We start from the raw sequence: 13,146 nt of genomic DNA, 5'->3' as shown, positions 1-13,146 counted from the left end.
CTGAACGTTTATAATCGTTTGTTTTGCGGCACCCCGGCCGCGTCACCTCAAACCCGCTATCGTGAGAGTCTTCCGCGGTCTTCCCAATGCTGAAAGCCGTGCGCCCTGCGCACTGACCATCGGCAACTTCGACGGTGTCCACCGCGGCCATCAGGCTCTGCTCGCCCATGTGCGGGCGGCTGCCGATGCGCGCGGCCTGCCCGTCTGCGTGATGACCTTCGAACCGCACCCGCGCGAATTCTTCAACCCGGCGGGCGCGCCGCCGCGTATCGCCATGCTGCGCGACAAGCTCGAGGCACTGCGCACCAACGGCGTCGACCGGGTGGTGGTCGAGCACTTCAATCACACGTTCGCGAGCCAGTCGCCGGACGCGTTCGTCGAGCGGATCATCGTCAACGGGCTGCATGCGCGCTGGGTGATGATCGGCGACGACTTCCGCTACGGCGCAAAACGCGCGGGCGACTTCGCGTCGCTCAAGGCCGCGGGGCGGCAACACGGTTTCGAAGTCGAACAGATGGCCACGGTGGCCGATCCGTCGGGCGCGCGCATTTCCAGCTCGGGCGTACGCGCGTCGCTGGTGGCGGGCGACCTCGACTCGGCGCGCGCCGCGCTGGGCCGTGACTATGTGATCAGCGGCCACGTCGTGCACGGCATGAAGCTCGGCCGCGATCTCGGCTTCCCCACGCTGAACCTGGCGATCGCCCACAAGCGCCCGGCGCTCATGGGCATTTTCGTGGTGCGCGTGCATGGCGTCGCGGACGAACCGCTGCCGGGTGTCGCGAGTCTCGGCCTGCGTCCCACGGTCGACGATTCCGGCCGCGTGCTGCTCGAAGTCCATCTGCTCGACTGGCATGGCGACGCTTATGGCAAACTCGTGCGCGTCGAATTTCTGAAGAAGCTGCGCGACGAGGAAAAGTACGTCGACCTCGAAACGCTGACCGCTGCCATCAAGCGCGACGTCGTCAACGCCCGCGCGTGGTTCGCGGCCGTCGGCGCGGGCACGCCGGGCAGCCGTTCTACCGGCTTCGCCACCTCGGCCACTGACCGAATTAGATAGCCGCCGCGGTACCCGCGGGCGCACCGAGTGCCCAGGGTACCCTCGCCGCGCGCATCGAAGGGCGTCCGTGAATCACGCGACATGCCTGCCGGGCGCGCCCAACGCCCTCGCGCATCGTGCGCATTCCGCGCCTTGGCGCGCATAGAAAGAATTCACCGCGACCTCATCATGAGCAACAAGAAAGCCGATTCGAAACCGCAGTCACGCTACCCGGTCAACCTGCTCGACACGCCGTTCCCGATGCGCGGCGACCTCCCCAAGCGCGAGCCGCAATGGGTCAAGGAATGGCAGGAGCGCAAGGTCTACGAGAAGATCCGTGCCGCCAGCAAGGGCCGCAAGAAGTTCATCCTGCACGACGGCCCGCCGTATGCGAACGGCGACATCCACCTCGGCCACGCGGTGAACAAGATCCTCAAGGACATGATCGTCAAGGCGCGCAATCTGGCGGGCTTCGACGCGGTCTACGTGCCGGGCTGGGACTGCCACGGCATGCCGATCGAAATCCAGATCGAAAAGCAGTTCGGCAAGTCGCTGCCGGCCGCTGAAGTCATGCAGAAGGCGCGTGCCTACGCGACCGAGCAGATCGAGAAGCAGAAGGTCGGCTTCCGGCGTCTGGGCGTGCTTGGCGACTGGGACAATCCGTACAAGACCATGAACTTCACGAACGAAGCCGGCGAAATCCGCGCGCTCGCGAAGATCATGGAAAAAGGCTACGTGTTCCGCGGCCTGAAGCCGGTGAACTGGTGTTTCGACTGCGGCTCGGCGCTCGCCGAAGCGGAAGTCGAGTACAAAGACAAGACCGATCCGACCATCGACGTGCTGTTCAGCTTCGCCGAGCCGGAAAAGACCGCGCAAGCGTTCGGCCTGAACGCGCTGCCGCGCAACGAAGGCGGCATCGTGATCTGGACCACCACGCCGTGGACCATCCCCGCCAACCAGGCGCTGAACCTGCATCCAGAAATCGTCTACGCGCTGGTCGACACGCCGCGCGGCCTGCTGATCCTCGCCGAGGAGCGCGTTGAAGCCTGCCTGAAACTGTATGGCCTGGAAGGCAAGATCGTCGCCACCACGCCGGGCGCGAAGCTCGTCAATCTGCGCTTCAATCACCCGCTTGCGTCCGCGCACCCGGGTTACAAGCGCACCGCGCCGGTCTATCTCGGCGACTACGTGACGACCGAAACCGGCACGGGTGTCGTCCACTCGTCGCCGGCATACGGTGTGGAAGACTTCGTGTCGTGCAAGGCGCACGGCATGGCGGACTCGGACATCATCAATCCGGTAATGGGCGACGGCCGCTATATCGAATCGCTCGCGCTGTTCGGCGGCCTGTCGATCTGGGCGGCCAATCCGCAGATCGTCGAAGCGCTGCAAGGCGCGGGCTCGCTGATGCGCACCGAGAAGTACACGCACAGCTACATGCACTGCTGGCGCCACAAGACGCCGATCATCTACCGCGCCACGTCGCAATGGTTCGCGGGCATGGATGTGAAGCCGAACGATACCGACAAGACGCTGCGCGAAACGGCGCTCGAAGGCATCGAGAACACCGCGTTCTATCCGGCGTGGGGCAAGCAGCGCCTGTTCAGCATGATTGCGAATCGCCCGGACTGGACGCTGTCGCGCCAACGCCAATGGGGCGTGCCGATGGCGTTCTTCGTGCACAAGGAAACCGGCGAACTGCATCCGCGTACGCTGGAATTGCTCGAAGAAGTCGCGCAACGCGTCGAGAAGGCCGGCATCGAAGCGTGGCAATCGCTCGACCCGCGCGAGCTGCTCGGCGACGACGCCAACATGTACGAGAAGAACCGCGACACGCTGGACGTATGGTTCGATTCGGGCACCACGCACTGGCACGTGCTGCGCGGCTCGCATAAAGACGAACTGCAATTCCCGGCCGACCTGTATCTGGAAGGCTCGGACCAGCACCGCGGCTGGTTCCACTCGTCGCTGTTGACCGCCTCGATGCTCGACGGCCGTCCGCCGTACAACGCGCTGCTCACGCACGGCTTCACCGTGGACGGCGAAGGCCGCAAGATGAGCAAGTCGCTCGGCAACGGGATCGATCCGCATGAAGTGGCGAACCGCCTCGGCGCGGAAATCATCCGCCTGTGGATCGCCTCGACCGATTACTCGGGCGAACTGGCGATCTCGGAAGAAATCCTGAAGCGCGTGACCGAAGGCTATCGCCGCATCCGCAACACGCTGCGCTTCCTGCTCGCGAACCTGTCGGACTTCGACTTCGAGAAGAACGCGCGTCCGGTCGAAGACTGGCTGGAAATCGATCGCTATGCGGTGGCGCTGTCGGCGAATCTGCAAAACGACATCCTCTCGCACTATGAGAAGTACGAGTTCCACCCGGTGGTCGCCAAGCTGCAGACGTTCTGCTCGGAAGACCTCGGCGGCTTCTATCTGGACGTGCTGAAAGACCGTCTGTACACGACCGCCGCGGACTCCGTGGCGCGCCGTTCGGCACAGACCGCGCTGTATCACATCGCGCACGGCCTGCTGCGTCTGATGGCACCGTTCCTGTCGTTCACCGCGGAAGAAGCATGGAAGATCTTCGAGCCGAACAGCGAGACGATCTTCACCGAAACGTATCACGCGTTCCCGGCCGTGCCGGACGCCGGCGCGCTGCTCGACAAGTGGACGCTCCTGCGCGCCGCCCGTAGCGACGTGACCAAGGCGCTGGAAGAAGCGCGCGTGGCGAATCTGATCGGTTCGTCGTTGCAGGCGGAAGTGGAAATTCGCGCGAGCGGCGCGCGTTACGACGCGCTCACGAGCCTGGGCGACGACCTGAAGTTCGTGCTGATCACCTCGGCGGCGAACGTCGCGATGGTCGGCAGCGAAGCGGAAGAAGGCGTCGAGGTCATCGCCTCGAAGTATCTGAAGTGCGAACGCTGCTGGCATTACCGCGCGGACGTCGGCGCGAACGCCGAACACCCCACGCTGTGCGGCCGCTGCTTCAGCAATCTGTTCGGCAACGGTGAAACCAGGAGCGCGGCATAATGGCGAGAACCATGTCGAAAACCGCGTCGAAAACATCTGCTGCAAACGGTTCGCTGGCGCCCTGGCTCGGGGTCGCGCTGATCGTCATCCTGTTCGATCAGTTGACGAAAATCGCGGTCCAGAAGGTGTTCGCCTACGGTGTCGCGCATGAGGTCACGTCGTTTTTCAACCTGATCCTCGTGTACAACCGCGGCGCGGCATTCAGCTTCCTCGCCATGGCGGGCGGCTGGCAACGCTGGGCGTTCACCGCGCTCGGCGTGGTGGCCGCGCTGGTGATCTGCTACCTGCTCAAGCGTCACGGCGGCCAGAAAATGTTCTGCACGGCGCTTGCGCTGATTCTCGGCGGTGCGCTCGGCAACGTGATCGATCGGCTCGCGTACGGCCACGTGATCGACTTCCTCGATTTCCACGTACGCACGTGGCACTGGCCGGCGTTCAATCTCGCCGACAGCGCGATCACGGTCGGCGCGGTGCTGCTCGTGCTCGATGAACTGCGGCGCGTACGCGGCAGCGCACGCTAAGACAGCAGGCGCTAGCGCTCAAGCTTGCGCGCCAGTACGGCTTGAAAGGCGCGGCGGCGGGGATGCATCGCCCCGCCCCGCTGACCGCCACCACGCTTTGTCGGAGGCTTTCGTTGGCAACCGCAGAACTCGCAGGAAAACATCTCGTCCTCGGCATGACGGGCGGTATTGCCTGCTACAAGATCGCCGAACTCACGCGTCTGTTGACCAAGGCCGGCGCGACCGTGCAGGTCGTCATGACCGAAGCGGCCACGCAGTTCATCACGCCCGTCACCATGCAGGCGTTGTCCGGCCGCCCGGTCTACACGAGCCAGTGGGACGCGCGCGTACCGAACAACATGGCGCACATCGATCTCTCGCGCGAAGCCGATGCGATCGTGATCGCACCCGCCTCGACCGACTTCCTCGCCAAACTCGCGCACGGCATGGCCGACGACCTGCTGGCGACGCTGTGCGTGGCCCGCGATTGTCCGCTGCTGGTCGTGCCGGCCATGAACCGGCAGATGTGGCAGAACCCGGCGACGCAGCGCAACGTCGCCCAATTGCGCGCGGACGGCGTCGAAGTGCTCGGCCCCGATTCCGGCCCGCAAGCGTGCGGTGAAACCGGCGACGGGCGCATGCTCGAAGCCGCCGCCACTTACGAAGCCATCGCCTCGTTCTTCGCACCGAAAATCCTGGCTGGCCGGCGCGTGCTGCTGACCGCCGGGCCGACGTTCGAACCGCTCGATCCGGTGCGCGGCATCACCAACCGCTCCAGCGGCAAGATGGGCTTTGCGCTGGCGCGTGCCGCGCAGCAGGCCGGCGCCGAGGTGCATCTGGTGGCCGGCCCGGTCGCACTGGAAACGCCTTGGGGCGTGTTCCGTCAGGACGTGCAAACCGCCCAGCAGATGCATGACGCGGTAATGCACTCGGTCGCGGATGCCGATATCTTCATCGGCGTGGCCGCGGTGGCCGACTGGCGCGTCGATCACGCCAGCGAGCACAAGATCAAGAAAACGGCGGATCGTGCGCTGCCGAGCTTCGCTTTCGTCGAAAATCCGGACATTCTGGCCTCGGTGGCCAAACTGCCTCATCCGCCGTTCGCGGTCGGCTTTGCCGCCGAAAGCGGCGACCTCGAAGTCCACGGCGAAGAAAAGCGCGTGCGCAAGAACGTGCCGCTGCTGATCGGCAATCTCGGCCCGCTGACTTTCGGCCTCGACGACAACGAGGTGATCCTGTTCGAAGCAAGTGGCGTGACCAAACTGCCGCGCGCCGACAAGCAGACGCTCGCGCGCGCCCTGATCGCGGAAATCGCGAAGCGTCTGCCCGACACAAGTCTGATTCGCTGAGCCATTCCAGCGGCACGTCAGTGCGGTCGCCGGGAGTCGCGGTAGCGAATTGAATCATCTGGAGCGGTACTGACATGACGCGACTATCCGTACTCGATCAAACGCCGGTGATCGCCGGGCACTCGGTGGCGGATGCGATTGCCGCCACGGTCGAACTCGCGCAACTCGCCGACGACCTCGGCTACACGCGTTACTGGTGCGCCGAACATCACGGCCTGCGTGGCGTGTCGAACCCCTGCCCCGAAGTCATGCTGGCGCGCCTCGGCAGTGTCACGACGCGCATCCGGCTGGGCTCCGGCGGCGTGATGCTGCCGTACTACAGCCCGTTCAAGGTCGCCGAGCAATTCATGATGCTCGAGGCGTTGTTCCCCAATCGCATCGATCTGGGCGTGGGACGCGCGCCGGGCGGCGACATGCGCACCGCGCAGGCGGTCGCTGCCGGCGACTACAATCGCGGCGATATTTTTCCGCAGCAAGTGGCCGATCTGATCGGCCTGATGAACGGCACGTTGCCCGACGATCACATTGCGAACGGCGTACTGCTGCAGCCGCAAATCGATACGCGCCCGCAAGTGTGGATGCTCGGGTCGAGCGAATTCGGCGGACTGCTGGCGGCGCAACTCGGCATTCCGTTTGCGTTTGCGCACTTCATCAACGCGCACTTCGGCCATCAGGTCGCGCATGCCTATCGCGAGCGCTTCAAGGCCGGCCAGGGCATACAGCAACCGTATCTGGCGGCTGCCGTGTTCGTGATCTGCGCGGACACCGAGCAGGAAGCCGCGGACCTGGAAAAAGCCGTCGATCTGCGCCGCGTGCAAATGGCCTATGGTCTGAACGAGCCGATTCCGTCGATCGAACAAGGCATCACGCAGGAGTATGGCGAGCGCGAGCAGCTGGTCATCTCGCGCGAAAAACCGCGCAGTATCATCGGCACGCCGGGAACCGTCACCGAACGGCTCCATGCGCTCCAGGAACAGTTCGAAGCCGACGAGCTGATCGTGCTCACCGTTGCGGGCAGCTATCGCGCCCGGCTGCGTTCTTATGAACTTCTTGCCGAAGCGTTCCAGCTCGAACGCGCGGCCTCCACTCCGTAACTTCCGAACCTGCATGAAACTCGACCTGAAAATCCTCGACGCGCGCATGCGCGACCAGCTCCCGGCTTACGCCACTACCGGCAGCGCGGGCCTCGACCTGCGCGCGTGCCTCGACGAACCGTTGACGCTCAAACCCGGTGAAACCGCGCTAGTGCCGACGGGTCTGGCCATTCACGTCGGCGATCCCGGCTATGCCGCATTGATTCTGCCGCGCTCGGGATTGGGTCATAAGCACGGGATCGTGCTAGGCAATCTCGTCGGGTTGATCGATTCGGATTACCAAGGTCAACTGATGATCTCGACATGGAACCGTGGCGAGAGCACGTTCGTGCTGAATCCGATGGAGCGCCTTGCGCAACTGGTGATCGTGCCAGTCGTTCAAGCGGAGTTCAATATCGTCGACGACTTCGAAACCAGCGAGCGCGGCGCTGGCGGTTTCGGCAGCACGGGCAAGCATTAAGCTAGATTTCCCTAAAGCCGTGCTGGCTTAGCCCGATCCAGCACGGCTCTCTCCCCCGCCTCAAGCCTTCCTCGCGCGTTTCCGCGGCGCGAATCAAATTCGGAGTTATCCGATTTGGACCTTCACGCCCCCCACCTATAAATCAACCACCAGCAGCACCGATCTATCCGGCCACATTCACTGATTCATTGTCGGCCACCTCACGCTTGCGCTTCCCCGTTCCATCAAAGCCAGATATAGGAGGTTCGCGTCACGAGCAGTGTTTTCAATTTATGGATTTACTTAGCTATCCCTATCATAGTCAGCGTGGTACGGATAGTTACTCTTCCGGACAGCTCTTTTCTTCGCCCACGCCGGCGATCAATCAGTGCTCGCCGGATAAACCTGAATGGAGCCAGTATGAAGATCGAATATGATGCAATCGTCGGCCCGGGTGCCAATGAATGGTATGGCACGATCATCGTCTCCAACCTGCGCTATGAAGATGGCAGCGCGGTCAGCGTCAACCAGTTCCTTGCATTCAACTTCCATTCGCCGGCCAACCTGGACGCCACGGCCATCCAGCCTCAGTTCATCAGTTGGGTGGTCGGCGCGACTACCGTGGAAGCGTCGCAAGTCGGCGACAGCGACTTCAACGTCACTGCGAAGATGGCGTTCACGACGTCATATACGATGCAGCCGCCCGATCAGATCACTATTGGTATCAACGGCAATCTTGTTGCCGATCCGCACACCTGGCTCGATTCATTCGTATTCGCGGCCGATCAGGCGCCGACCATCTTCGGCACGGTGTCCGCCGCGTGCGCAACCGCGCCAGACCAGGCTCTCGCGAGCGTGACGCCCGTTCTCACGCTCGCCCAAGGCAGTATGGTCTCCACCTTGCCGCTAAGCTATGGCGAAAGCGTCACTGCGAGTCTCCAACAAGGCGTCTATACGGTGAGCGGTGACAGTGTCTCTACTGACGATGAGACTGTCGTCGCGCCGCTTGTCATCGATCCTACCTCGCTTGAAGTCGCATCCGGCAATACCTCGACGATCGAAGCATCCTTCGGCCCGGTCGAACGCTATTGCGCGCTCGATATTTCGATCGGTTCGCTCACCGGTCTGTCGAGCGAAACGCTCAGCGTCACGCTGATCGACAGTAAGACCGGCAACACGCTCGCCGAATTCGATGCAAAGACCAACAGCGTGACGTCGCTGCGCAAGCTGCCGCCCTCGGGCACCGCGCGTGTTTCGCTACAGAACGTCGCGCTGAACGATGTCAACTACTCGTTCAAGGTGCCGGATATCACGCTGACGAACGCACTGCAGAAGGTGAGCATCAACGATTCCATGGTGACGAGCAAGCCTGTCAACACGTCGGGATACGTCAAGGTAGCGATCAAGATCACGGCCGAACAGCCACTCGATCGTGAGATCGACTTACGCCTGATCGGCAGCCATATGAATTACCTGCAGACGGTCACCGTCAAGTCGCAGCAAACCGCTTTCTCGGCGCTCGTGCAGTCGGGCCACTACACGGTGGAGACCAGCGATTTCCTGTCGGCGGGCATCGTGTATGCGGTTAACGCGCCAGCGCAATTGGCCGTGAGCGATGGCGGCAAAGTTGAACTCGACGTGAGCGTCGATGCATCCGCGAACCTCCGCGTGCGCGGTTTCCCAGCGTACCTGTGCTTCGGCGGTTGCGCCGATTTGCAGCCGAGCAATCTGGCGGACTTTGCCGCGGCGCGCGCGACGTCGCTGTTCGATTACGCCGGCACAGACGGCGCTGGCGACTCGAACGTGTACCTGGCCGACGACGTCCAAACGCGCACGACGATCACCCTCGCCCGCAACGTCGAAGCGCAACTGGATAGCATCCAGCCCGTGCTGCCGGTGATGGTGTCGTACACCTGCAACCTGTCGCTCGGCAACACGCCGGGGATCCTCGCGAACGCCGACGCTCACGCGCACAGCTTCGCGAACTACATCCTGGCGCTGAACATCGCCACCGAGTCGATCGACGACGAGCACCCGGTTCCGGCAGGCTTCATCGTGAACCCGGACTTTCTCGGTGCGTGCGAGCAGGCCAACTTCGGCCCGACCTACTCGATGCCGGTGCGCGGGCCGCTGCAAACCGCGCTCGACCATTGGTCGCTCTCACTGGAGATTCCCGGCAATATCACCGAAGACATAGCCGGTTACGTCCTCGCTGTGAACTGGCTGACGCGCACAGTGGCGCCAAGCGTGACTTTCGGCTGGCAGATCAATCTCTGGGGCGTCGGCTACTCGGAGTGGATTTATGAGGATACCGACATAACGTCGCAAATGGCACAGCAGACGGCCAACTATGTCGCCAGCCTCGGCGTGTACGACGGGCCGTACGCCCCCGACTTCCTCGCGATCGATCGCTACGAAGCCGACGATTTCACACAACGCGCGTACGTGAACGGCTATTGCTATGGCCCTCGCGAATGGCAACGCTATTTCGCCTTCTGCAAGACGGTTAGCCGCGCACTCAAAGTGCCGGTCATGCCGTGGCAGATTCCCGCGAGCCGCATTCCGAACACGACCGACCCGGTCGCGGCAGATTTCGACTCCCAACACTGGGGAACCGGCGGCAGTTGCCTGCTCGGCGATCCGGCAATCGGCTCCGACTACCGGAACGTACACCCGACCATTCTGGCGTTGACATTCCCATCGGTGTTCCAGCAATCCATGGGCGTTACCGCCGAGGATATGTTCCTGCGCTCCGAACCGTTCGACATTTCGAATCCGATGTACGGCGACTTTCCGCTGCGCGGCATCTTCACCGTCCTGCTGGGCGGTGGCGCAACAACCGGCATCGTCTCGGCAATCGGCAACCCCGAGGCGTGGGCACGAGACAAACTGAACGCCTACATGAACAGTCCAGTTAGTTTCGATCAATAGCATCTGCCCAAAAAAAACGGCGTGGACCTGAGGTCCACGCCGTTTTTTAGTACTACCGCGTATGCGTCTATTCGACTTCCACCGCTTCCGGGTTCGGATTGCGCGGCGCCGGATGTTCGTCGAAGGTCAACTGCACCTTGTCTTCCGCATCCACGTCGACCGTCACGCGACCGCCATTCATCAGCTTGCCGAACAGCAATTCGTCGGCCAGCGCACGACGAATCGTGTCCTGGATCAGTCGCTGCATTGGCCGCGCGCCCATGAGCGGGTCGAAACCGTGCTTGGCGAGATGCTTGCGCAGCGCGTCGGTGAACAGCGCGTCGACCTTCTTCTCGTGCAACTGATCTTCCAGTTGCATCAGGAACTTGTCGACCACGCGCATGATGATTTCTTCATCGAGCGAGCGGAAGCTGATCACCGCATCCAGACGGTTACGGAACTCAGGCGTGAACATGCGCTTGATGTCGACCATTTCGTCGCCGGTTTCCCGACGATTCGTGAAGCCGATCACCGACTTGCCCATCGCCTCGGCACCCGCATTCGTCGTCATGATGATGATGACGTTGCGGAAATCTGCCTTGCGGCCGTTGTTGTCCGTCAGCGTGCCGTGGTCCATGACCTGCAGCAGCACGTTGTAGATGTCCGGATGCGCCTTCTCGATTTCGTCGAGCAGCAGCACGCAATGCGGCTTCTTCGTGACAGCCTCGGTCAGCAGACCACCCTGGTCAAAACCGACATAGCCCGGCGGCGCGCCGATCAACCGGCTGACCGCATGACGTTCCATATATTCGGACATGTCGAAGCGGATCAGCTCAATGCCCAGCGTGAACGCCAGCTGCTTCGCCACTTCCGTCTTGCCAACGCCGGTGGGGCCGGAGAACAGGAACGCACCGATCGGCTTGTCCAGCTTGCCGAGACCCGCACGCGCCATCTTGATCGCAGCCGACAACGCGTCGATGGCCGGGTCTTGCCCGAACACCACGCTCTTCAGATCGCGATCCAGCGTTTGCAGCTTGCTGCGATCGTCTTGCGACACGCTTTGCGGCGGGACACGGGCGATCTTCGAGATGATTTCCTCGATCTCGTTCTTGCCGATGGTCTTCTTCTGCTTCGACTTCGGCAGGATGCGTTGCGCCGCGCCCGCTTCGTCGATCACGTCGATCGCCTTGTCCGGCAGATGACGATCCGTGATGAAGCGTGCCGACAACTCAGCCGCCGCCGACAGCGCGCCCGACGAATACTTCACGCCGTGATGCTCTTCGAAACGCGACTTCAGGCCACGCAGGATCGCCACCGTCTGTTCGACGGTCGGTTCGGTCACGTCGACCTTCTGGAAACGGCGCGACAAAGCCGCGTCTTTTTCGAAGATGCCGCGATATTCCGTGAACGTGGTTGCACCGATGCACTTCAGCGTGCCCGACGACAACGCCGGCTTCAGCAGGTTCGACGCGTCCAGCGTACCGCCCGACGCAGCGCCCGCGCCGATCAGCGTATGAATTTCGTCGATGAACAGGATGGCGTGCGGACGTTCCTTCAATTCCTTGAGGACCGTCTTCAGGCGCTGTTCGAAGTCGCCGCGATACTTGGTGCCGGCGAGCAGCGCGCCCATGTCGAGCGAATACACCTGCGCATCCGCCAGAATGTCCGGCACTTCGCCGCGCGTAATTCGCCACGCGAGGCCCTCGGCGATCGCGGTCTTGCCGACGCCCGCCTCACCCACCAGCAGCGGATTGTTCTTGCGGCGACGGCACAGCACCTGGACCACACGCTCGACTTCCGACTCGCGCCCGATCAGCGGATCGATGCGGCCGTCTTTCGCCATCTGGTTCAGATTCTGGGTGAACTGCGCGAGCGGAGTTTCCTTCTGCGCGGCGGCTTCGTCGGACTCGGCATTCGCGTCGCTCGCTTTCGCGGCGTCCGTGCTGCTCGTCTTGGCGATGCCGTGCGAGATGAAATTGACCACGTCCAGACGCGTCACGCCCTGCTGTTGCAGGTAGTACACCGCGTGCGAATCCTTCTCGCCGAAGATCGCGACCAGCACGTTGGCGCCGGTCACTTCCTTCTTGCCATTCGAGGTGGACTGAACATGCATGATCGCGCGCTGGATCACACGCTGGAAACCCAGCGTGGGCTGCGTGTCGACGTCGTCCGTGCCAGGCACGGTCGGCGTGTTGTCATGAATGAAGTTGCGCAGGTTCTGGCGCAGATCCTCGATATTGGCCGCGCATGCACGCAACACCTCAGCCGCTGTCGGATTGTCCAACAGTGCCAGCAAAAGATGTTCGACCGTTATGAACTCGTGCCGCGCCTGGCGTGCTTCCATGAACGCCATGTGCAGGCTGACTTCCAGTTCCTGGGCAATCATGCTTCCTCCATCACACACTGCAGCGGATGCCCGGCCTGCCGTGCGTGGGTAACGACTTGCTCGACTTTGGTCGACGCGATGTCCCGCGTATAGACCCCACAAACTCCCCTGCCTTCGCGATGCACCTTCAACATAACCTGTGTTGCGGTTTCACGATCTTTATTGAAGTATTCCTGCACGATCATCACGACAAATTCCATTGGCGTGAAGTCGTCATTCAGCAGCACCACCTTGTACATGGATGGCGGCTTGAGCTTTTTCTCCTGCCGCTCCAGTACGGTGCCGTCCTGCTTGTCCGGGATAATCGCCATACACCCATTCTAAACAACTAGGACAGGCCCGCAATCCTGTCAAAACCCGGCCGACTGGCCGTGAGCCCGTTCGCGACCGCCTGATGGGTGATTC

Annotated in this window: 9 protein-coding genes; 7 read left to right on the top strand and 2 right to left on the bottom strand. The window is 62.4% G+C overall.

The window, feature by feature from the left end; genetic code table 11:
* Nucleotides 1–61 precede the first annotated feature (61 nt).
* The 7 genes from AC57B1_RS33980 (at nucleotide 62) to AC57B1_RS33950 (ending at nucleotide 10,376) form a co-directional block, all read left to right on the top strand.
* Nucleotides 62–1,057 carry a bifunctional riboflavin kinase/FAD synthetase gene (locus AC57B1_RS33980; protein WP_408351438.1) on the top strand — a complete coding sequence of 332 codons (996 nt, stop codon included), beginning with the start codon at nucleotides 62–64 and terminating at the stop codon, nucleotides 1,055–1,057.
* Nucleotides 1,058–1,225: 168 nt separating this feature from the next.
* Entirely contained in the window at nucleotides 1,226–4,063 is a 2,838-nt protein-coding gene (gene ileS, locus AC57B1_RS33975; RefSeq protein ID WP_408351441.1) for an isoleucine--tRNA ligase, read from the top strand.
* A gap of 11 nt (nucleotides 4,064–4,074) precedes the next feature.
* The gene (gene lspA / locus AC57B1_RS33970) at nucleotides 4,075–4,584 is read left to right on the top strand and encodes a signal peptidase II (RefSeq protein ID WP_091801052.1); all 510 of its coding nucleotides are present in this window, start codon (nucleotides 4,075–4,077) and stop codon (nucleotides 4,582–4,584) included.
* A 113-nt stretch (nucleotides 4,585–4,697) separates the two neighbouring features.
* Nucleotides 4,698–5,912 (top strand): bifunctional phosphopantothenoylcysteine decarboxylase/phosphopantothenate--cysteine ligase CoaBC, encoded by a 1,215-nt coding sequence (gene coaBC, locus AC57B1_RS33965; RefSeq protein ID WP_408185241.1) that lies wholly within the window; start codon nucleotides 4,698–4,700, stop codon nucleotides 5,910–5,912.
* Nucleotides 5,913–5,986: 74 nt separating this feature from the next.
* Complete coding sequence (locus AC57B1_RS33960; protein WP_496419900.1) at nucleotides 5,987–7,006, top strand: LLM class flavin-dependent oxidoreductase; 1,020 nt, start codon at nucleotides 5,987–5,989, stop codon at nucleotides 7,004–7,006.
* Nucleotides 7,007–7,019: 13 nt separating this feature from the next.
* Nucleotides 7,020–7,466: a dUTP diphosphatase gene (gene dut, locus AC57B1_RS33955; protein ID WP_091799679.1), complete on the top strand. Its 447-nt coding sequence runs from the start codon at nucleotides 7,020–7,022 to the stop codon at nucleotides 7,464–7,466.
* 399 nt (nucleotides 7,467–7,865) lie between these two features.
* On the top strand, nucleotides 7,866–10,376 hold the full coding sequence (locus AC57B1_RS33950) for a hypothetical protein (protein ID WP_496419899.1): 2,511 nt from the start codon (nucleotides 7,866–7,868) through the stop codon (nucleotides 10,374–10,376).
* Nucleotides 10,377–10,443: 67 nt separating this feature from the next.
* Here the strand turns inward: AC57B1_RS33950 and clpA are convergent, their stop codons facing one another.
* Both clpA and clpS read right to left on the bottom strand, forming a co-directional pair.
* Nucleotides 10,444–12,741 carry an ATP-dependent Clp protease ATP-binding subunit ClpA gene (gene clpA / locus AC57B1_RS33945; protein ID WP_011489636.1) on the bottom strand — a complete coding sequence of 766 codons (2,298 nt, stop codon included), beginning with the start codon at nucleotides 12,739–12,741 and terminating at the stop codon, nucleotides 10,444–10,446.
* Nucleotides 12,738–13,052 (bottom strand): ATP-dependent Clp protease adapter ClpS, encoded by a 315-nt coding sequence (clpS, locus tag AC57B1_RS33940; protein ID WP_006050100.1) that lies wholly within the window; start codon nucleotides 13,050–13,052, stop codon nucleotides 12,738–12,740. The genes clpA and clpS overlap by 4 nt, the downstream gene beginning before the upstream one ends.
* Nucleotides 13,053–13,146: the final 94 nt, after the last annotated feature.

The organism is Paraburkholderia sp. BGA-UO-ETr-F21, assembly GCF_059567925.1.
This window is presented reverse-complemented; position numbering and strand designations above follow the sequence as displayed.